Annotated in this window: 23 protein-coding genes and 1 pseudogene; 4 read left to right on the plus strand and 20 right to left on the minus strand. The window is 58.8% G+C overall.

The features are described from left to right. Nucleotides 1–5: 5 nt before the first annotated feature. Nucleotides 6–728 carry an SOS response-associated peptidase gene (locus tag ACWA1U_RS12250; protein WP_463722459.1) on the minus strand — a complete coding sequence of 241 codons (723 nt, stop codon included), beginning with the start codon at nt 726–728 and terminating at the stop codon, nt 6–8. Nucleotides 729–869: 141 nt separating this feature from the next. Between ACWA1U_RS12250 and ACWA1U_RS12255 the strand changes: the two genes are divergently transcribed. Then, nucleotides 870–1,115: a hypothetical protein gene (locus ACWA1U_RS12255; RefSeq protein WP_463722460.1), complete on the plus strand. Its 246-nt coding sequence runs from the start codon at nt 870–872 to the stop codon at nt 1,113–1,115. 54 nt (nt 1,116–1,169) lie between these two features. On the opposite strand, the gene ACWA1U_RS12260 is transcribed toward ACWA1U_RS12255, so the two are convergent. The 15 genes and pseudogenes from ACWA1U_RS12260 to ACWA1U_RS12330 all read right to left on the minus strand — a co-directional run bounded on the left by ACWA1U_RS12260 (nt 1,170) and on the right by ACWA1U_RS12330 (nt 15,202). Then, nucleotides 1,170–1,724 (minus strand): RES domain-containing protein, encoded by a 555-nt coding sequence (locus ACWA1U_RS12260; RefSeq protein WP_463722461.1) that lies wholly within the window; start codon nt 1,722–1,724, stop codon nt 1,170–1,172. Next, a complete protein-coding gene (locus tag ACWA1U_RS12265; protein ID WP_463722462.1) occupies nt 1,724–2,032 on the minus strand; it encodes a hypothetical protein in 309 nt (102 codons plus the stop codon). The genes ACWA1U_RS12260 and ACWA1U_RS12265 overlap by 1 nt, the downstream gene beginning before the upstream one ends. A gap of 522 nt (nt 2,033–2,554) precedes the next feature. Further along, on the minus strand, nt 2,555–3,424 hold the full coding sequence (locus tag ACWA1U_RS12270) for a fumarylacetoacetate hydrolase family protein (RefSeq protein ID WP_463722463.1): 870 nt from the start codon (nt 3,422–3,424) through the stop codon (nt 2,555–2,557). Continuing rightward, a pseudogene (locus tag ACWA1U_RS12275) lies at nt 3,421–3,903 on the minus strand (flavin reductase family protein). The gene ACWA1U_RS12270 and the pseudogene ACWA1U_RS12275 overlap by 4 nt, the downstream one beginning before the upstream one ends. A gap of 20 nt (nt 3,904–3,923) precedes the next feature. Further along, the gene (locus tag ACWA1U_RS12280; RefSeq protein ID WP_463722464.1) at nt 3,924–5,054 is read right to left on the minus strand and encodes an LLM class flavin-dependent oxidoreductase; all 1,131 of its coding nucleotides are present in this window, start codon (nt 5,052–5,054) and stop codon (nt 3,924–3,926) included. 33 nt (nt 5,055–5,087) lie between these two features. Then, nucleotides 5,088–6,350 carry an ATP-grasp domain-containing protein gene (locus ACWA1U_RS12285; protein WP_463722465.1) on the minus strand — a complete coding sequence of 421 codons (1,263 nt, stop codon included), beginning with the start codon at nt 6,348–6,350 and terminating at the stop codon, nt 5,088–5,090. Continuing rightward, nucleotides 6,343–7,701: an aminotransferase-like domain-containing protein gene (locus tag ACWA1U_RS12290; protein WP_463722466.1), complete on the minus strand. Its 1,359-nt coding sequence runs from the start codon at nt 7,699–7,701 to the stop codon at nt 6,343–6,345. Before ACWA1U_RS12290 ends, ACWA1U_RS12285 begins: the two co-directional genes overlap by 8 nt. Beyond that, nucleotides 7,698–8,051: a YciI family protein gene (locus ACWA1U_RS12295; protein ID WP_463722467.1), complete on the minus strand. Its 354-nt coding sequence runs from the start codon at nt 8,049–8,051 to the stop codon at nt 7,698–7,700. The genes ACWA1U_RS12290 and ACWA1U_RS12295 overlap by 4 nt, the downstream gene beginning before the upstream one ends. A 27-nt stretch (nt 8,052–8,078) precedes the next feature. Further along, nucleotides 8,079–8,828, minus strand: coding sequence for an SDR family NAD(P)-dependent oxidoreductase (locus ACWA1U_RS12300; protein WP_463722468.1), 750 nt, complete (start codon nt 8,826–8,828; stop codon nt 8,079–8,081). A gap of 2 nt (nt 8,829–8,830) precedes the next feature. Further along, the gene (locus tag ACWA1U_RS12305; protein ID WP_463722469.1) at nt 8,831–9,835 is read right to left on the minus strand and encodes a mandelate racemase/muconate lactonizing enzyme family protein; all 1,005 of its coding nucleotides are present in this window, start codon (nt 9,833–9,835) and stop codon (nt 8,831–8,833) included. A 164-nt stretch (nt 9,836–9,999) separates the two neighbouring features. Beyond that, entirely contained in the window at nt 10,000–10,746 is a 747-nt protein-coding gene (locus tag ACWA1U_RS12310) for an alpha/beta hydrolase (RefSeq protein ID WP_463725035.1), read from the minus strand. Then, nucleotides 10,692–10,856 (minus strand): hypothetical protein, encoded by a 165-nt coding sequence (locus tag ACWA1U_RS12315; RefSeq protein ID WP_463725096.1) that lies wholly within the window; start codon nt 10,854–10,856, stop codon nt 10,692–10,694. Before ACWA1U_RS12315 ends, ACWA1U_RS12310 begins: the two co-directional genes overlap by 55 nt. After that, on the minus strand, nt 10,853–12,685 hold the full coding sequence (locus tag ACWA1U_RS12320; protein WP_463722470.1) for a GH3 auxin-responsive promoter family protein: 1,833 nt from the start codon (nt 12,683–12,685) through the stop codon (nt 10,853–10,855). The genes ACWA1U_RS12315 and ACWA1U_RS12320 overlap by 4 nt, the downstream gene beginning before the upstream one ends. Continuing rightward, complete coding sequence (locus ACWA1U_RS12325) at nt 12,615–13,841, minus strand: MFS transporter (protein WP_463722471.1); 1,227 nt, start codon at nt 13,839–13,841, stop codon at nt 12,615–12,617. Before ACWA1U_RS12325 ends, ACWA1U_RS12320 begins: the two co-directional genes overlap by 71 nt. A 323-nt stretch (nt 13,842–14,164) precedes the next feature. Next, nucleotides 14,165–15,202 (minus strand): DMT family transporter, encoded by a 1,038-nt coding sequence (locus ACWA1U_RS12330; RefSeq protein ID WP_463722472.1) that lies wholly within the window; start codon nt 15,200–15,202, stop codon nt 14,165–14,167. Between the two features lie 51 nt (nt 15,203–15,253). Between ACWA1U_RS12330 and ACWA1U_RS12335 the strand changes: the two genes are divergently transcribed. Beyond that, entirely contained in the window at nt 15,254–16,168 is a 915-nt protein-coding gene (locus ACWA1U_RS12335) for a LysR family transcriptional regulator (protein ID WP_463722473.1), read from the plus strand. A gap of 72 nt (nt 16,169–16,240) precedes the next feature. Here the strand turns inward: ACWA1U_RS12335 and ACWA1U_RS12340 are convergent, their stop codons facing one another. Beyond that, on the minus strand, nt 16,241–16,552 hold the full coding sequence (locus ACWA1U_RS12340; protein ID WP_463722474.1) for a hypothetical protein: 312 nt from the start codon (nt 16,550–16,552) through the stop codon (nt 16,241–16,243). 74 nt (nt 16,553–16,626) lie between these two features. Between ACWA1U_RS12340 and ACWA1U_RS12345 the strand changes: the two genes are divergently transcribed. After that, on the plus strand, nt 16,627–17,001 hold the full coding sequence (locus tag ACWA1U_RS12345) for a hypothetical protein (RefSeq protein WP_463722475.1): 375 nt from the start codon (nt 16,627–16,629) through the stop codon (nt 16,999–17,001). Here ACWA1U_RS12345 and ACWA1U_RS12350 read toward each other — a convergent pair. Next, nucleotides 16,998–18,191 (minus strand): LamG domain-containing protein, encoded by a 1,194-nt coding sequence (locus ACWA1U_RS12350; RefSeq protein WP_463722476.1) that lies wholly within the window; start codon nt 18,189–18,191, stop codon nt 16,998–17,000. The two genes, ACWA1U_RS12345 and ACWA1U_RS12350, sit on opposite strands and share 4 nt — an antisense overlap. Before the next feature lie 390 nt (nt 18,192–18,581). Continuing rightward, nucleotides 18,582–19,190, minus strand: a complete 609-nt coding sequence (locus ACWA1U_RS12355; RefSeq protein ID WP_463722477.1) for a pentapeptide repeat-containing protein — start codon at nt 19,188–19,190, stop codon at nt 18,582–18,584. Between the two features lie 256 nt (nt 19,191–19,446). Between ACWA1U_RS12355 and ACWA1U_RS12360 the strand changes: the two genes are divergently transcribed. Then, a complete protein-coding gene (locus ACWA1U_RS12360; RefSeq protein ID WP_463722478.1) occupies nt 19,447–19,767 on the plus strand; it encodes a hypothetical protein in 321 nt (106 codons plus the stop codon). A 109-nt stretch (nt 19,768–19,876) separates the two neighbouring features. Here ACWA1U_RS12360 and ACWA1U_RS12365 read toward each other — a convergent pair whose 3' ends face one another. Next, nucleotides 19,877–20,140, minus strand: a complete 264-nt coding sequence (locus tag ACWA1U_RS12365) for a helix-turn-helix transcriptional regulator (protein ID WP_463722479.1) — start codon at nt 20,138–20,140, stop codon at nt 19,877–19,879. Between the last annotated feature and the right edge of the window lie 234 nt (nt 20,141–20,374).

Below are 20,374 nucleotides of genomic sequence, written 5' to 3' on the forward strand. Positions count from 1 at the left end.
CCTGTTCAGGCTTTCCCGACGGGCTCAATCAACTGCGGCCCGTTATTCCGGACGTTACCGACCGCTTTGTCGACGACGCGGGGGAGCAGGTGCGGCTCCGGGATAGCATCGAGTAGATCCTGAACGCCGTCTTTATCGTCCAGCCCGGGGTTCAACCAGTCACTACGCAGGTTCGGCGGCACAATCACCGGTGTCCGGTCGTGAATATGCCCAAGGGCATCAGTGGCCGACCGCGTCAGGATGGTCGCCGTCACCAGCCACTTATCCGGATCGTCTTCCGCCAACTCTGGATTCGGCCAGAACTCATACAGGGCTGCGAAGCCCAGCCAGGACGTCTCCTCCTCAGGGTGAAGGTAGATCGGCGTCTTTGACCCATCTGGGTCTTTCAGCCATTCGTAGTACCCGTCCGCTGGGACCAAGGCTCTACGCTTCACGGCAGCCTTCCGGAACGACGGCTTCTCAAGGATCGTTTCACTACGCGCGTTGATAAGCCGGGCACCCATCTTCGAGTCTTTCGACCAAGAAGGGACCAGACCCCACCGGGCTGTCTCCAGTCGGCGGGTCACTTCACCGTCCGCGCCCTCACCAGTGGCCTTCTCCGTGACGATCGGTATGTCCGTCATCGGCGCGACGTTCCAAGACTGCCGCAGCTCGACCGGAGCCACCTGGATCTCAAAAGATTTGACTAGATCGGCTTTATGGCCGGCGATGACAAAGCGTCCACACATGCATCGACTGTGCCCCAGTTATCACCACTCACCCTTATCTCCATAGAATAGATAAACCCCATGGCGCCTAAGCGGTCGGCGTCAAATGCTTGTATTCCTGCACCTCGCCCACCCCCAATAGCAGATGCCTACCGGAGAGCAATGAGTTTCACGAACGAGCAAACCATCACCAGGCTTCGCCAGTCCGGAGCTGATAAGGGGCTAGTCAAGGAACTGGAATCACTTGACCAGCAGATCGACGCCATCTTACGGGCAGGTGGAACTTCCCAAGACGCCCGTGAAGTGCAGCTGGGCTTTAACGAGCTTCTGGCTCTGGTTCTCGACGGGCGTCGGCAGAACAGTGAAGGGTTTGGCGCTGAAACCTCACTCTGCCCAGATCGCCGATAAGCGCGCTTCCTCCAAGGAGAGTGAAGGCAACCCGGCGTTGTCTTCCGTGGCCCTTCACCTGATAAGCCGCCGGATGGTGCTCGCGGCGCCTTGGAATGCTGGATGCGCCAGGCTGAGCGGCTCGTGCGGCCCAGCCACGGTCAACCCGGACACATCCCAGAGGCCGAAACTGGCCCAGCGAGGTTCATAGTATGACCACCAGGAGATGCCCGAATAGTCGCCTGTTTCGAAGATGCCACGCGCCCACTGCTGCGTAGATGCCCTGTCCCGAGAGACAACGCCGCTTGGCCGCAGCGACCAGTCTTGGAGCGTGTAGGGGTCATCGAGATCGAGGATAGCCGGGTCCCCGGTGTACTTGACCAGGGCCTTGAACGTCCCGCGGGGCGCGGATGGTGGCGGGGCCAAGACAGAGGCATCCCAGGTCGAGTAGTTGCCGAAGGCTTCAGCGACGGCACCTTCAGCAGAATCAGCTACATACAGGACAAGGTAATCGCGGTCCGGATCATCGATCCGACCGGCACCCTGTTGCGGCCAGGCATACAGGGGGTGCCCGTTATCGGACGGTCCTGCAGCTGCCGGGTGCCAGTTCAGGACCCGCCAGAACTCCATCAAGCGTAAGCGCCCTGCTCGTGGGCCTTGATGGCCTCGATCACCGGAGCTGCCCCTTCCAGACGGTAGACGTCGATGGGCCGCGCGCGGAGGTGGGAGTTGTTGCCTTCCAGCCAGAGTCGGGCCTGATCTGGGGTGAACGCAATCAGCAGGTGGCCCACCAGGGAATCAAGGTCGGCCAGCTGGAGACTGTTCGCCTCGTTGGGCGCGTCCTGTCCGCTAATCCAACGACCGGGACGATCCTTGTTCACACCAAGCAATGCGGCCACGGTGTTACTGCCCAATGCGCCCACGAGCCGTTTCGTCATCGCGCTGGGACCATAATCCGTGCTTGTCTTTACGGCCAGCCGGAGACCGACAGGTTTTGGTGCGGTGCTGGCACGCCTCGGTCTATGTGGAGGAAGAATTGCAAGTCCTTTCGGCAAGAGCACCTTCCCGTTGCGCACCTTGGCCGTAACCTCACGCCCTCCGGACTTCAGCACGACGGTCTCTTCAACTCGTCCAGACTTTTTGCCCATAGACCAACACTATCTGTTGGGCATCGACTACGAAAGGGCCAGCGCCGCCTGCTTGGGGCCGATACAGCAGCCAGAGGTGCCTGCGATTATTCTCAGGTCGAGTTCACGCCTTGGGGTTCTGCTTCAACAGTCCGGGTTGACGACGTTGTAGATGGTCCGGTCCAGGTCGGCGCCGAAGAAGCCCTCGACAAGTCGCACGATGGTCGCTGATTCGACCGGCACTTACACCTTGGTCAGCCAGTACTCGGACAGGTACTGCTCCAGGAAGGACCGGTCAACCAGCACCGAATTTGTTACGTTTTCCCAGAACCATCATCCGGCGAAGCCAAGGGTGATATTGGGTTCAATTGAGCTTCGGCAGCGGTTGGAGAGTGCCCCGACATCTTCGATCCAACTGTCCACAATGTCGCCTGGTTGAAGGTACCGAGGTGGGTTCATAGTCATTCCCATTCCTCCGGGTGTCCCGGTGAATATCAGGTCTCCTGGGAATAGTTGGCAAATGTGTGAAAGTTTCGAGATGAGTTCTGGCACTGCAAAAATCATCTGGGATGTGGAACCGTCCTGCATCACCTCTCCGTTGACCGAGCAACCCAGCTTGATGTTGTCGCGGTCGGTGAGCTCGTCTGGTGAGACCAGCTGAGGTCCGATTGGCCCGAATCCGGGGTAGGACTTTCCCAAGCTGAATTGCTTGCTTGCTCCGCCGAGCTGAAGTGTTCTCTCGGAGAAGTCCTGCCCGACTGTGATTCCCGCGACCTTGCCCCATACCTCCGCCTCCCCAACGCTGCTGCTGTCTTTTCCGATTACAACTACCATCTCGACTTCCCAGTCCACGGTTGAGCTGGGGAGCTCCAGCGGTGAATTGGGTCCAGAGATGCTGCTCGGGAACTTCGTGAAGACGATCGGCAGATCCACGGAACCTTGGACAACCGTTTCCCGGCCTGCGTAATTGCTCGCCACGGCGAATACCTGACGCGGTCGGGGCACCGGTGGACCTAGTGTTCCGCTCGTGACAAGGTGAGACTCCGGATGAGGAGCGTCCTTGTACCATTCCGTGAACTCAGACCAGCGGGTAAGAAGGGTCATCGGATCGGCGTCGAACCGTCCTTCGCTCCACCGCGCGATGTCGATGTATTCGTCGCCGATCAGCGCGGCGCACCGGCCGTCTACGTTGGCTATCCTCATTTGGCAAGTCCTGACAACTGCCCGGTATGGAAGACAAGCGGGGCTCCTGGAGCTGGGGTATCCCCGGAATGCACCCTTGCAACGACGAGTTCGTGGTCGCCCGCGGCATACGCTTCTTCTATTGTGCAATCGAGCCAGGCTACGCCGTCCGCCTATGTGGGGTGGCCGGCCTCAGTTTGGACCCAGTCTCGACCACCGAACCGATCTGCACCTCGGAGGCTGAATAGCCGACATAGGTCGTCGTGCTGACTGCCCAGGATGGTGATGGCGAAATTGCGTGCACTTCTGATTGCCGGCCAGGTAGTAGAACTGTACGCGGCGCATACTGCTATCAGTGGTGGGTCAAGAGAGACAGAAGTGAATGAGTTCATACTCATCCCAACAGGCCCTACGTCAGTGGACGCGGTCAGGAGTACAACGCCGGTTGGATAGGAACTCAGTAGCGAACGAAATGACTGCGGGTCGGTAGGGTCGAGCATCTTGGCGGGCGGCGCAGCGCTCAACGACCTACCTCCTGCATAGCGGCGGCACGACTGGAAACAGCCCACTCGGCTGCCTCCTGAGGCCTAGCGATTGTGCCTGAGAAATGAGGGGCAACATTCCGAGCTAGGAGTTGCATGCTGAGATCTGTCTTTTCCCAACTGGTCCAGTCCGCCACATACACGAGCAACGACCCGAACCCGCCTGAGTTGTGCTGAAGGGCCCTTATGCCATCAATGACGTCATCCACGGACCCGACTAGCGCTCCACCGGCTTCCACCCGGGCTTCGAGCATGCGTTCGCGAGTGACTCCAGGGCTCAGCACTTCCCGGCCCGCGACCCTCCCGAAGTATTCGAAGATCCACCGGTCGTAGCCTTCCCGAACGTCGGCGTATGCCTGTGCCCGTGTTTCGGCGACGTGTACCGGCAGCGCTACTCGCCACTTTGAGCGGTCCATCGTACGGCCGTACTCCTGGGCGGCTTCTTCGGCATTGGACCACTGTTGTGCGAGTCCCATATGTGGGGGCGATCCTGGTGTCAGAAGGGCAAAAGGCAGGGCAAAGCTGACCATGCTCAGTCCGTACCGTCCCGCCAAACGGGGGCTCGTGGTTGAAGTGCCGCTGGTTGCCATAGCAACTTCGATACCTTGCGGGCTGTAGCGAGGCAGCTGGATCTTCGCCTCATCCAGCGTGTACCAATCAGTCTGCTGACTTATCCGATCCTCCCCGTTGACAAGCTCGAGGACCGTGGGGAGCGCTTCATCAAGACGTTTACGCTGTGTCGGCTGGTCGACCCCAAACATAGCCGCATCAAATGGGACCCCCGGGCCGACACCAAGGATGTATCGGCCGCGCGAGAGGTGGTCGAGGTGAACAGCACGCGACGCAACATGAAATGGGTGGTGAGCCGATAGCGGAACGACGCCATTTGCCAGTTTGATCTGTGTTGTTCGCTGGGAGGCTGCCGCAATGAGGGTTTCCGGGGATCCGGTAAGGCCCCAACCCATGGATTGATGCTCGCCGAACCATGCCTCGTCGAAGTTGAGCTCGTCAAGTTTCTCTACGAGGTCCAAATTACGCTTGATGGCTAGGTGCGGGTCCTGCCCCGTCTCATGGACGGGTGAAAGAAATGCGCCGATCTTGCTGTACATTTTCGACTCCTATTCGGTGGTTGGGTTGCTTGATCAAACGAGTTCGTAGATCGAGTCCTTCAGCCGTTTGACCTGTTGGTAATCGCGGTCGAGCGTTTGTTCGTCCGCAGCGGTGAGGAACACCCGGAGTGGTGTCGTCATGAGGTCTACGGTCTTGGTGATGGGTAGGCCTGGCTTGAGCTTCACCGCCGCCAGGTAGACACTCGGCAACTCCTTAATCGTCCTGACCACGCTGTGGTCGACTGCAGAGACCACTCCTTCTAGTTCGGTTGGCGCGTTGTAGACGGTCGCGGGTTGCTTTCTAGTGAAGATCCTGTTGTCTGCGGTCTTCGCGAACGCTGCCTGGTCCAGATAAGCGAGGGCGCTCAGTGAGGCTTGATTGTGCCCCAAGCACTCGTCGTGGAACCCGGGATGCATATTGCCGTTGAGCCGGGCGCCGATTTCAACAAGTTTCGGGCCAGAATCGGTGAGGATGACTTCCGCGTGGGCGGGACCCCAGTTGATGCCCAAGGCGGCAAGCACGCTGAACACGTAATCGGTGAGTACTCCAGTGGACGGATCGTCCTCAGCCAGGAGGATGTCTTTGTCGTAGATGTTCTGGCCAGTTGGCAGCAGGGACTTCTGATAACGCCATATCCCACATGAGTACGGCCGGCCGTCGCTACTGACGGTATCGACGATGTATTCGTGACCTTTGAGGTACTCCTGGACAAGTACTTCCTCGTTTGGCTGGCCGAAGATGTCCTGTGAAGACAGCACCCTTTCGCCGGCTTCCTCAAGCTCGCCTCTATTGCGGCAGATGAACACGCCATCAGTTGCCGCTGAGCTCAACGGCTTGACGACAGCGGGATAACCAACGGTGTCGTCAACCCAATCAGCAAGCTCGTTCATGTCCTTGCCTTTGCGTTGGTTAGCGCAAGGGATTCCGGCCCGTCTCAGCACTTCGATCATCTCGTACTTGTTTCGCCTGGCTTCCGACAGCGCTGTCCCGTTCGAAGGGAGGCCGAGGGTCTCGCCGAGTTGATCGGCGAGAGGAACAGCTGATTCCTGGCCGGCTACAACGCAGGAAGGGGAATAGCTTCTGATCAACGCTAAAGTTTGGGCGTCATATGTTCCTTCGTTCAGCACGATATTTGCTGCGTATTTGGAGATGTCCGGCTCTGCCATGGTCGTCATGAGATCGGGCGTGCTTTGAACATGGATGACGACTGCCCCCAAGGCGGCGAATGCGGCAGGGAAGAAATTTCCCGAGGAGTAACCATCAACCACTACAGCACCGCGTACTCCGTCAGTCATTGCTTTCCCCCTGGAGGACTTGCTCGTTCTTGATGAAGTTAGCCAGCCGACCAATCCCCTCCTCGATGAGAGATGGCGTCAGGTTGCTGATTCCGAGCCTCATCGCCCTCTCACCTCCGCCATCGGTGAAGAACATGCGCATTGGAGCCCAGCTGACTCCAAAGTCCCGTGCTGAACGCTCCATGGCTTCCAAATCGGCATCGAAAGGGACCTGAAGCACCACGAAGAAGCCGCCTTTGGGGGTATTCCATGACACGGCGTTCTTCCCCTCGCCGCCGCCGGGGAAGTGCTTGTCCAGAGCGCCCAACGCGGTGCGTAGACGTTCCAGGTAGACCTCTCGTATCGAGGTGCTCGCGGTTCGGAGGTCGTAGTTATTGGCCTCCAGGAGTCCCGCGATCAGAGCCTGGGAGAGCGAGGAGGTTCCAACGCTGAACATTGCCTTCGCAGTGGACAATTCCTCGGCCAGATAACGATCCTTTCCCGCTTTCCCCTGAATCAACTGATCGGCGACAAGGAATCCCAGGCGTGCCCCCGGGAAGGCTGACTTAGCGAATGAGCCTAGATAGATGACCCGCCTTTCGACATCGAGTGATTTCATCGTCGGTTCGTCTTGACCGGCCGCGGCGAATATGCCGTAAGGATTGTCCTCAAGGATCAACAGATCATTCTTGGAAGCAACTTCGAGCAGGTCCAAACGTGCTTGGGCTGGAACCACCGTGCCTGATGGATTCGAGAAGTCGGGTATGAGGTAAAGGGCGCGAGGGGTTTTTCCTGAAGCCCGCACCTCTGCTGCGGCGTTGTTCACAGCCTGTGCTGTGAGACCGGCTGGTCCTTCCGGGACACCGTGCACCGGGACTCCCAGCATCTTCGCTGCTCCTAAAACACCCACATAAGCCGGCGCTACGACAAGCAGAACATCCTCCGGGGTTCGCATCACCCCGCGTAACGCCACTAGGAGAGCTTCCTGGAAGCCGTTCGTAATCATGATTGCGGCTGGTGGAGCGTCGATGTTCTCGAACCCGCTGAGCATGCGAGACACCTCGTTGAGAATGAAACCGTTCACTGGCCCGTAATGGAACATCCTGCGGGTGATGGCGGCTTCAGATACCCCGTCCTCGCGGAGCTTCTGAATATAGCGATCGATGTGGGTGTTGATCTGCTTGAGATCGTATTCGCCGTCATATGGCGCGCCGGAGGAAAATGACAAGGCATCAGGGAACGCCATCGCGGTTTCGCTGAGGATCCTCATTGAGTCCATCTGAGGATCGGTTACGCCTGGATACAAATCCGAATCACCGGCTGTGAACTCGGTCTTCTGCAGGTCGAGGTCATGGTCCATCTGCTGTGTCATGTGGAAACTCCTTCGGAATTGCTTTCCTGGCCGGCTTGAGCGGCATCTCTGTGTTCACTCGATTGCAAAGTCTCCGCAAGGAAGCCTTTGCCAGGGGACCAAGTCTTGATAGTTGTTCCTGCGACAAGCCCCGCCTGGACATACGGTTCTGAGGCGAGGACCTGATCCAGTGCCTTCTCATCAGGAAGTTGATAGATAAGCAGGCCAGAGTTCTGACCGGTGACCGGGCCGGCCAAGACGAGCTTTCCTTGGTCTGCCAAAACTTTGAGGTAAGCGCCGTGGGCAGGATTCACCTCCTCACGTTCGTGGCGGGGAACGTTGTAATGCAGTTCGACAACGAAAACGCTCATTCGGTACTCCTTCGCTTTGTAGAGGATTCACATGTACAGCCCGCCATTGATGTCGATCGTTATCCCGGTAGTGAAGCCGGCGCCCGGAGAGCAGAGATAGAGCACACTGCCGATGGCCTCATCAACAGTGCCCATGCGATTCATTGGCAATTTGGACAGGACCGCCTCCTTCTGGCTCGGTTCGCGCCGCTCCCACGCTCCAGCCACACGGTCGGTAGCAATGGGTCCGTGAGCTACTACGTTGGCAACAACCCCGGTCTGGGCGAGCTCATATGCGATCTGTTTGGTCATGCCGATGACCGCCGCCTTCGCCGCCACATAGCCGGCGTTGTTGAAGTGGCTGTAGGTCCGCCCGCCCGCGGACGCAAAGTTGACGATCCGTCCGTAACCGGCTTTCTCCATTGCTGGGCCGATCACCTTGATGGCGGTGAATGTGCTCAGTACGTTCTCGAGGTAAGCAGACTCGAAGTGCTCTTGGCTGAGATCCCGATAACCGATAACACGTGTGTCACCTCCGACACCGTTGATGAGGATCGTCGGTACTTTCCGGGAAACCAGTTCGTCTAAAAGTTCTGTCGCTTTTTGGGATTCAGTGATGTCTCCGTGGATGACTTCGATCCGTGTGAGCCCGCCGAGTTCATCCGCCAGTTTCTGGACAGCGTCTCGGTCCCGGTCGAACAGGACCAGTTCCGTACCCTCTTTGGCGAGTTCCTCCGCAACACGCCTTAGGATCCCTCCAGCGGCTCCGATGAGCAGTGCTGTTGAAGTGTTTTCCATGGTCAAACTCCTGTTCGTTCGTAATCGCGTGCCCACCCGGTCAGAGTCCAGCTGGGTCGAATTCCAAGCCCGAATCCAGGTACGGGCCGGACGACGTATTTGTTTCGATCTACTTGGTTTGGAGGAACGGTGAGCGGGGAGGGGAACCAGCTGTCATGCTTCCCGGCCTCCACTGCGACCAGTCCCTTGACTGAGCAGGCGATCAAGCGCGCAGCAGACCACAGAGGGCCTATTTCACCGACGTGCACCCCAAGCTGCGCCGCGACACCGAGCCTCCGCGCTTCCGCGAGAAGGCTCAGTGTCGGAAGGATGCCGCCGCATTTGCTCACCCGGAGGTTCACGTAGTCTGCCGCGCCTTCTTCGACCGCTGAGATCAGATCTTCACGGGAGGAAAAGGATTCATCGAGCATCACGGGCATCCCGATCTGGCGGATCGCAGCCATTGACTTCCAGTCCCTCGCTGCCACAGGCTCCTCAAGCCAGTCCACCCGTAGGGGAAGGAGCGCGGATGCTGCTTTCATCGCGGCATCTCTCTCCCACACCCCATTGACGTCGACCGAAATACGAGTAGACGGCCCCGTTGCGTAGCGAACTTGCCTCACGCGATCAACGCTTTCGGCCACGTTCCCGCTGGCCTTCACCTTGACGTGCGTGAGGGCCGACACCGTTTCTCCTCCAAGCCGACTCATCGCGCGGTCCACATCGGTCGACAGATCGAGTACGTACGAGACCGGCACCGTTCGCGGTGTTAGATATAAAGATTGCGCCGCAGTTGGGGTGGTGCGGAGGGCATCGACGCCGGGACGCCGATGAAGCCTGCAGAGTAGGTCGAATAACGCGAGTTCGAGGGCTGATTGAGCTGCCGGACCGAGAGAGTCACCGCCAGCGGTTCTGAGGGAAGGCAGGTCCTGCAGGGTCGCGATACCTGAATCCAAGGAGCCGAAATCGATCAGCTCATTAACCGATTCAAGGCTCACCTGGCTTAGCGAATCAACCACCGACTGCATGGTCTCCCCAGTTACATAGGGTCGAGGTGCGCCTTCGCCCCATCCCGAAATAGCCCCAGCTCTCAGGACGACCAGTACAGAAGAAGTGGATGATCTTTGCGCTGTGGAGTGTGAGAACTTCTCTGCCATAGGTACTGTGGCCAGCGAGATCACGATCGACTGAATCACCGGGCGACCATCTGCTCGTTCTCGACAGGAGCCGCAACAGTATCGGCCAACCAGTCCCAATATTGACGACGCGATCCCGAGAACTCAAGAAAGTGGTTTTCTTCCCTGATGACGGTGGTGGTGAAGGATTCGTGCAGAACGCTGAGTGCGTCTTCCGCAATTGAGAGATTGATGATCGCATCGCTCTCGGGTCGAACGTAGTGCACGGGTAACCGGCAACCGGCCTTCATTCTGTGATACCTATCTTCGATGTTCACCATTGTGGAGCGCGCCCGCTCGGTGACCTGCCGCAGCATCAAGTCGTCGTTGGCCATGAATTCCAGGTATCGAGACTTATCTGAGTAGTCCTCGTCAACCAGACCAACGGGTGAGTATCCGGTACCGGTGGCACTCCTCATCGATTCGAGCATCGAGGCGTTGTGTCGATGCCTTTGCTGATCGAGAGCGGGTGCGCAATAGATCAAACGGTCCGCTTCCGGTAGGCCTTCAGCGGCCATCGCCGCGAGGACGCTCCCGCCGAAGCTTTGTCCGAGCAGAGTAAGAGGCGAGCTAGAAATTTGGCGTACAAATGCTAACGCCATCCAGTAGTCACCCAAGATGAGTTCTGCTGACGGGAGGTCACCGGGAGTGCCTCCACTTCGTCCTGAACCGTGTCTATCGAGTGCGAATGTAGTTATCCCGCGTTGGGCTAGGGCTGGACCGGTCTCGATGAGCCAGCCTGCGTGGCTCTGAAGGCCATGGATGTAAAGAGGGTTCCGAGCGGTGCGACGTCGCCGGCAGGCCACCAGGAGTGGAGCGCCAGGGGTGTGCCATCGGTTCCGGTCAGGGTCTCCATTGAATAGGTGGAGCTCATCGTAGTTTGTCCTGTGATGGGAGGCTTTGAGCGAGCCAAGGGCGCATTGAGTCGCTTTGGAGATAGGTGAGTAGTTCAGAGTTGCGCTGTATCCAGTAGTGCTTCAGTTGCGCGGGGGAGGCGCCGCCAAGTCGCCTTTTTTCCTCAATGTGAGTGAAAGCGCCCGGTTTCACCGTCCGTATGCTGATAGGGATGAGCCTGTCGGTGCGTCTCTTCTCGGCATATTCAAGGTTGAGCCGCTGCAGTTCTGCTTCTATGCTTTCGGCGAATCGCTCGGGTGATAACGGGAGGAGCCCGTCCCATTCGATGACGATGGTGTATCCGGGTGGGTTACCCCATACAGGCACACAGGTGAACAGGTGGCGTGCTGACCAATACCCACCGCTGGCATTGCGGACGGCTGTGTGGATGTCTTCTTCTGTGAGCTTTTCGCCCGTGAAGGAACTTCCGAACCCAGCTCTCTCCGCAAATTCAAGACGCGGAAGCCCTCCGATCATGTCGAGTACTCGGTACCGATCGCCGAGGTCATACCGGTAAAGCCCATTGGCTTGACTCATCACGACGTTGTAGATGCCGCCGACTTCCAGTTGGTCGAAGTTGAGTGTTTCTGCGTCCGGGGCGACATCTGACCCGTCGTCGTCAGCCGAAACAGGCACGAACTCATAAATTCCTAGATCGATGGAGAGGGGGCCAGCGGAGGGATGAGCATCTGTGGGAATGGTGATGATTCCTTCTGTCCCCGTGGAGCTGAAGGGAAGCTTCGGAATGCCCTGAGTCACTTCCTCGAGCCACGACCCGTAGAGTGCGGCCGAAGCCGAGTTCCACGACACAACGAGTTCGAGGGCGGGCCAAAGATCTGTCAGGCTTACCTTTCCTTGCCGGTTCAGCACCTGTTCCAGTCGGGCGGATGCTTCTCGGTCAGGTACGTCAACGAGATCTGCATCGTTGAGCGTTCCCTGGTAGACGTCGCGCACCAAGTCCTCGCTGCGAAGTGCCAGGACGTCGGCAAGACCAATGATCTTCGACGGGTTGAGCGCAACGAGTGCGCGCACATCGGACCGGGCAAGCAGTCGCAACTTCCGGTAGAGACTCTGCCTGTAATCCTCCCCGTCGCCTGCTCTGAACCAGGACTCGTGGTACCACGGCGGCAACCAGTCTCCGCTGCTCACGGCTGCGGGGCGTTGTGAGATCGAGTACTGGCTCGTTTCCTGCAGCTCCGCAGGGACACCAGAGCGTTCCCACGACAGGTCTAGCACCGCCGCGCCGAGGGAGCGTTCTTGGCCTAGGTGCTCGAAGTAAAGACCCCATTGCGAATACAGGGCTTTCCCTCGGTAAGCATCTCGCCAATGTCGGGTGGTCGGAACGAGTTTCGGCTTACCAGTTGAGCCAGATGTCTTCAGGAGTGCATACGGCGTGCTCTTAGTGAGCACGTTGCTATCGCCGTCAATGATCTTGTCGATGTATGGCCGGTAATCCGGGTAGCAGCGAATGGGCATCGCTTTTTTCCAGTCCGACAGGGTGTGGACTGAACCGAGATCGTGCTTGCGCCCGAAATACGTATCCTGAGCTTGATCGAGTAGATCCCTGAAGACCTCTTTCGCAGCAGAGTGAGGAGACTCGGATAACGCCCTACGCCGTTCTAGGTCTTGAAGGGAACGCTGCAGGAAGCCCTGAGTGACAACGGACGAGTTGGCTCGTTGCTCCAGGCGTTTAGTGACTGGTGAGGTGACTGATGGCACGGTCAATGCGGTGTTCCCCCTAGTTTGTTCTTGTCCCGCTATCGGGAATGAGCTGTTCGGCGGCTGGTGGCTGAACAGTTTTGAAACCATGCAAGCGTGGAAGTATTTTGAAGCCGATCGCCGCGATAACACCCAAAATGAAAGTCGCGGCCCAAAGAGTCTCGTAACCAAAGTTGTCCGCGACAAGGATGCCGACGGGACCTCCGACCATGAACGCTGCGTTCCACGCGAAGAAAAATGATCCTTGATAAGTGCTCATCTGACCCGCTGGGGCCCGTTTAGCCAGGAAGGTGGCTGACATTGGGGCCCAAAGCACTTCGCCGAGAGTCCAAATGACCAGTGCGAAGGTGAAGCTAAGGACACCGCCTGCAAAAGCGTTGAGCCCGAAGCCGATGCCCAGTAGCAGGGCGGCCAACACAAGCGGTGATTCGTCGGACCATCTGCCTACGAGTTTCGGAACAAATGGAAGCAGCGCAATGGAGAGGGCGGCGTTGACCGCGAGAACTATGCCGATCTCTATCGAGTCCAGCCCGTCCGCCCGCATGTTCAGAGGAAGGCTGGAGTTCACCTGTAGATAGATGCCCGCCAGCAGAAAGCACAGCAAAAGAAAAGCCACGAGGACCGGTGATCTGTAAGGTGCAAGCACTCCAAGCGCAAGTGCTTTAGGTGATAGCGCGGCGGCACCATCTTGCCGTATGGGACGGTCCCGAGGGAGTGCCGCTGCGAAGAGCGCGTATGCAGCACTGGAGGCGGCCCAAACGAAGAAAATTCCTTGCGGGAACACATCGAGTAGCACCCCAGCGAGCACAGGGCTCAGGGTCATGCCTACGTTGAATCCCATGAGGTAGAGGCTGTACGCGCGCGTGAACTCTTCTTGGGGGACCATGCTGGAGATCAAGCCAGCCCCGGCGGGCCTATCTACCGTTGAGAGGAATCCAGTCACCAGGGCAAGCGCTCCGACGAATGCTGCGCTGTCCACTAGGAGATAGAGGATGGCAGTGGCTATGGCCACCGGTTGCGCGAGCAGAATTACACGGCGGGCACCGATCGTGTCGGCGAGGACGCCGCCGATGAGGCCCGCGACGAGTACGCCGGCTCCAAACAGCCCGACAAAGAGAGCGGTCCTGTCTAGCGTCAGAATCTCGGCGTCTTGCATGTAGATGACGAGAAAAGCGGGGGAGAGCACTCCAATACGGTTGAGTATTTGCCCGGTCCAGAGGTACCAGTATTGGCGAGGCAGCTTCATCGGATCCTTCCATGAAATCCGTCGACATCAGAGTTGAGTAGGTGAGCCGCCACTCGGGCTCCGGGCCCCCGACGCTGTTCATGTTCCGGCAGCGGGTTTCGGCCGGATGCAATGCGGGGGAAGCCCCACAGCGCGCACAGGCGCAGGCCGTTGATGAAATTTGCGAGAAAGTCTGCAGGGGACAACCGCTGTACCGGCAGCCTCTCCAAAGGAGGCATCGACAGTCGGCCAATCGTTACAACGAGCGCGACCGCGGCAGCGGACACAGCGATAGTCAGCATCTTGATTCCTTCAATTAGCGGGCTCAGCGATAGCTGGAGATTTCAGCGAGTGGGTTCGCTTGTGCTTTCGGAGACCTCACTCAATTGGAACTCCGGGTCTCTTTCCTCTACCTGAGGACGCCGAGCGGGAAGCTTCAACCGCCCTTGGCTTATGAGGATCGCCAGGATGACGACGATCCCTCCAACTATTTCGTTCCAGTGGATTACTTCACCGAGCACCAGAATGCCCAGTATTACGCCCCCAACCGGGGTGAGGTAGGTGACTGTCGAGGCTACAGTCGCGCCCCAAGCATTGATGACGTTCGTGTACCAGATGTAGGCAATGCCAGTTCCCACCGTTCCGAGGAGAAAAATGCTTACAACAACTTCGGGGGTGAGATTTACTGGGTCACGACCGATGACCGGTGTGAGCGCCAACATGACTAGAGCAGCTGCCCCGATCTGACTCGATGCGACCGTCGTCGAGTCGTAGTCGTGCCCTCGGAAGAATCGGCGAGTGTAGGTGAACCCGAAGCCGTAACAGGTGGTTGCTGCTAGGCAGGCGGCCTGAGCAAGAAGGAAATCAGGAGACGAGGACGCGTCGGACAGCACCCGCCACGGAGCAACCACCAAGACGATGCCGCCAGCCGCAGCGAACATCGCAATCGTCTTCAGCTTGTTCAGCTTTTCCTCTGGAAGGACAGCCAGGGCTATAAGCATCGTGGCGATAGGCGTGGTGGCGTTGTAGATGCTGGAAAGACCGGAAGGCAAGAATTGTGCAGCCCAGGAGAACAATAAGAAAGGGGCGACACACATTAGAATCCCGATTGCGAATAGGTGCCCCCAGGTCTTGAGACCGGTTGGCCACTTCCGCCTCGAAATGATCATGATGAGTGCAAGAATCAACGCACCACCGAGCAGGCGGCCCAGGGCGACCTGGGCTGGTGAGATGCCGCCAACTGCAACTTTGATGAAGAGGAAACTGGCACCCCATACGGCCGCTGCGGCGATGTACTGCGCTCCAATGGAGAACCGATGTGTACTAGTTATGGCTTGATTCACGGCATGAACTCCTTGCTGGTTGCTTCGAGCGTGCTCCATTTGACATGATGAAACAAATAGATGCAATCGATTGATTGATGAAGGATCTTCATGGCAGCAACACTCAAGCAACTCGCCGTCTTCGTTGGCGTTGTTGAAAGCGGGGGATTCGGCGCAGCTGCCGAAGAACTCGTCATGAGTCAGTCGTCGGTATCGCACACCCTTGCCGCTCTCGAAAAGACGGTGGGAGCGCCGATAGTGAGCCGATCACCGAAGATTGAGCCAACAGGGGTGGGACGAATGATGCTCCCTCATGCTCGGGCTGCCCTTGCCGCCGCTCGTGCGATTGATTCCCTGATTGACATGCAGCAGGGCAAGAAAGTCCACGGCACGCTCAAGGTTGCCGCGTCACCAACCGCATCCCACCGACTGGTGCCCAGGCTCCTTTCACTGTGGCGGGAAGTCCTCCCGGACGTGGACATACGGATCTTCGAAGGAGGCGACGACGAGCTTGTCGAATGGCTGCAGTCTGGCGCCGTCGACTGCGCGATCCTCGTCGATCCGGAAAGAATGCCTGATGGGGGAGTGGAGCTGATCCGCGACCGATTCCAGGCAGTGTTACGTGCGGACCATCCCTTCAGCTCCCTACGGGAAGTTGAACTGTCCGAACTGGTTGAGGATCCATTAATCGTGTCCTCTAGCGGGTGCGAGCCCCAGATAAAGGCAATCCACCGGGAGGCTGGAATCAGATACAAGCCAGCCCAACGAGTGAGAGAACTGTCGACTCTTCTCAGCATGGTCGAAGGCGACCTCGGCATCGCCATCATGCCGTCCCTAGCAGCTTCCATGCTGCCCGAGACTCTAGTAATGGTGGACATCAATCCTGCACTGGATCGACGACTTGTGTTTGCCGGACCCTCAGACCGACCTTGGCACCCCTTTGTCACTCGCATGCGAGACATAGCCGCAGAAAACGTTGCACACCTGGCTTCCGAAGCGAGCGGGCGACTACTCCAAGCAAGGTGACAGCCCTGAGTGAGCGCACCTAACCATCCCGTGCTGTCTAGTTCACAACAGGACGGCGGTTTCGGTTCGGCTTCAACTGTCCGCGTTGACGACGTCGTAGATGGTCCGGTCCAGGTCGGCGCCGAAAAAGCCATCGACAAGTCGCACGATGGTCGCTGATTCGACCGGCGCATAGACCTTGGTCAGCCAGTACTCGGATAGGTACTGCTCCAGAAAGGCCCGGTCAGCATCCGAGCCTTTATTTTGCGGTCGGTAGGAGAAGCTGCCGAGCCGGTCGTGCTCGACGAGCCACTTCCAGGCGGCACGGATCTCCGCCGGAGTGTCGAAGCGGAAGGCAACATCGGATTCGGTGGTCAGCTTGGCGTTGACGGCGAGGATTCTCATGACCGCCATGTGTGTGGCGCTGCGGTTCACACTTCCCGGTCAGGGGTACCCCCTGCTCCGCACACATGGTGGCCATGCGACTTCCATTCCTTCGACACTTCACCTCCATTCCGTTGAGCAGAACCAACCGTGAGTTGATGACGGCGAAAGCCGACTTGGCCGAGGCCAGGCGCATCTACCGTGCCGGCGGCTACTCTGGCCATCCGGAGGATCAGCTCGAGCTCATTGAGGACAGGCAGCACCGGGTCGACCTCATCAGCCGTGCCGTGTCCGAGAACCGGTTGATGGACTGGGCGGAGATCGATGCTGCCCGCGAAGCGTTGCGGGCACACCGAGAGCAGAGGCCAGATGTCCCCTTCGGCGATTTGCCACAGACCTACTTCGATGAGTTTGAGCGGCTTGCTGATCGAGTAGACGCATCGTGGAGGAGTGACCTCAAGCTGGTCTAGCGCGTGTACGTGAAGTCGCGGATCGTCACCACGGTGGTCGGCGTGTTCAATGCCGGGTGATCAGCCAGGCCTCGGTCCTTGACCCACAGGTTGATGTTCACCTGCTCGTTGGCAGGAACCGGAATATCCTTCGTCTCCTCGGCGTGAGCGATCACCGTGCCAGACGTGCTCGGGCCATCGAAAATGTCCCAGGTGATCCTGCCTTCCTCCCGCTGCATGCGCACGGTCGCTTGGGTGAGGCCGACCGGCCAAAGGGTCTCCCTGGCGATGACAGGGTCTCCTCCGGCGTCCTTGAAGAAGTTCTGACTGGCTTCGACACCGACGCCATTCCAGCTGGAAATCTCTCCGGCGTTGATCTCGTTGTGCCCGCCGGCGGGACCATCAGTCCAGTCGTAGGTAAATAGCGAACCGAAGACGAGGTTGGGGTTGAAGTTGGCGAAATCGCCCTCAATGGTGATCTGGTAGGTGCCGTAGCCGTAGGCCTTTTTGGAGATGATCTGGGCACCCAGCGGGTAGTCCCCGGAAGGGTTGTACATTTTCAGGTCCAATGACCCGTCCGGGTTCTCGGTGACCAGTGAGGAATACCATTCGCCGGTGAAGTGGGGGCCGACGCCAAGCGAGTTATTCCAGGTGTCATAGTCACGCTTCATAAACTCATGACCATTGAAAGCGAACGTCGTCATGCCCATGGTCGAAGAGTAACGGGCGGGAAGGGGAGTACCGATACTGCTCGCCAGCGCGGTAACCTCGTCGGATTCCAGGCAGCCGGGCTCATTGCTGTCCGTAAGAGGCCTGGCAATGGAGGCCTTGTCCGTCAGGTAGAAGGGTGTGCCTGATCTGGATTTCGAGATCGCCACATAGCAGCTGCCATCGGTGTCGGTTCCGGCCGCCATATTAGCCGCCTCGGAGGCGACCAGCCCGGCGTCCTGCATGGCGGTCAATGACCCATACTTGCCGGAATTGCCTGTAATCAAGGCGGTGTCCTCGGCCGTCCGGACCGAATAAAGATCCTGTTTGGCCGCCGAGTCATGAGCGTAGGGGATGAGTGCGCTGACGCTGACAAGGATGCCGCCGGTCAGTACGCCCAACAGGACAACGCCAACAACGATGGATGCGATGTCGAATGCACCCGAAGCGGATCGCGCGACCGCCGAGGCTGCCCGCCACTGTGATGCCAGCTGGTGTCTCATTCCGGGCCTCCTTGGACTGGCACAGCATTTACCGGCCAACAGATAGATGGGCGCCGGCGCGCAAATATCGGCCGCGAGGGCAGGCGAGCGGGGGTGATCTCAGCTGGTCAACGCACCGCCGACGAACGGACGAACGGGTGAGGGGTTAGTCGAGATACCCGCCTTGCTCCAAGAGCCGTCGGCTCCGGGGCCAACAAGCCAGCCTTCGGCAGGAGCCGGCCAAAAAGGAAGAGGCCGCTCGTCCACGGTCCGTGGCGACAACTCTGATCGGGTCCGTCCTGTAGACGAGGCGGCTGGCTTCCAACGAGGAGTTGGCGGGCTAGATCCCCGTGGACCGTTCGGGGCACTGGTGTGCCCGCATGGCGGGTACAGTTCAGCCGGTAGAGCGCGTCAGCACATGCTGACGCCCTGGATGTTGTCGGCGGACGGCAGGACGGTGTCGGCATCCCAGCAGACCTCGATGAACACGCCTCCTAGAGAGGCGGTAAAATTCGTGCCACGCATGGATGACCGCCGGATTTCTGCGCCGGCGAGGTCGGTCTTGGTGAAGTCGGCTCCGTCAAGCTTCGAGTTCAGGAACAGGGCATTCCGGAGATCGGCGTCGAACAGGCTGGTTCCTCTGAGGTCTGCGGAGGTGAAATCTGCCCCTCGCAAATCCATGTGGGATAGATCGAGTCCCCGGAGGTCCATGCCGGAGAAGGGAAGGGATCCCACTAGCACGTCTTCGTCAAGCGGGGGAAGGTCGGCGGAGCGTTCCCGGATGAAACGCAGGTCTTCGAGCTGTGAGAGCTCATCAGAGAGTTTGGTAGTGGCAGCCTGCTCCCGTTCTGCACGATTGTCATCGATGACAGCTTGACCCAACATGGTCATCCCTCCCACGATGACAGCGATCAGCACCGGAATGACGACATCCCGGAGCCACCACGGCTGCGGCTTCCGCGTCGATGGTGCGGGTCCAGCCGGAGGTTCGGTTGGGGCGCTCTTCCTTGAGGCGGCCATGAGCTGATGGTCCGCCTCGTTCAGTTGGAACTAAGGAGAAATCCAGGCTTTTATCTTAACGGCCCGTTCCACGCGCCACAGTGTGCACCGCTGCAGCGCCACTACAGTCGATGCACCGCATCTAGACCGGCAACTCACCGTGCGGCTGAATAATTCGATGAGACCTGGCGATGACACAGAGGTGATACTCCATACACATAGTGTCCATGACTACCTCGCTTTCCGACCTGTTTCGCGGTCGCGGTGACGGGCGTGGATGTTCTCGTTGACCGCATGCAGGCACGCGGTGTTCGCCAGGCTCCCACTGCTCGCGGTTTTCGTCCTGGCCGAGGGAGGCCACGTCGTCCTCGTCGCGGTAGTCGGCGCTGTCGATGATCAGCTGATGAGCGGCGGGCGCGGCAGGCAGTCGCGCTCACGCTACGCCGCCGCTCTCCACAGGTCTCCCCGGCTCCAGCACACCAGCCACGAGAGTTACGTCTTGGAGGAACCGGTTTCGACTGCGCTCCGAACGGAAGGCCCTGCTGGGTTCCTAACCACAGGCCTGATGGTGGGTTTCTCCGGGAAATGCAGGGAATAACACACGTAAGTAAGCAGGCGGCGAGCGGTATCGGATAGGTCGGTGATGGCGGGGCGCTCTGGCGGGCACAAGATCCGATAGACGCTTAGCAGTCCAACCTTCTTAGGGCTCACCGTCGACCGCTAAGCAGCGCCGCGAGTGCCTTCCCGGCGTCCTTGCCAGGACCTTGAGCCGACACTGAGTTACCGGATCTCACGGAGGCTTCAACAATTTCTCCTAACTGCTCCTCCGTGAATCTGATAGTCCTCCCATCGAGCGGTAGATGAGGCCAAGTTCCCTGGTAAACCTTCTCTCGTACTGACCGAACGGATACGCCGAGGCGATCGGCCACCTGCTCGGGAGTGAGGAAACGACGCTGAGGTTCGGTGTACATAAGGGCGTCCTGATCACGTCGCAGGCATCTTGCGTCCTGATACCTACCCCTATGCGAGCCGAATTTCGACGGCCGAAAGGTTGATGATCTACCCCGTCATAGTGGGCGCGGAGATTCGAGAATTGCTGGAGTTCGTCGCGTGGTTCGCGTGGTCGAATAAGAGGTGAGATCTAGTCGCATCGCGGGTCATACCGTGCCGAAACCGCGCAATCATGCGGTTCTTACAGTGGACGA

This window comes from Arthrobacter sp. TRD_SC_6, assembly GCF_055361185.1.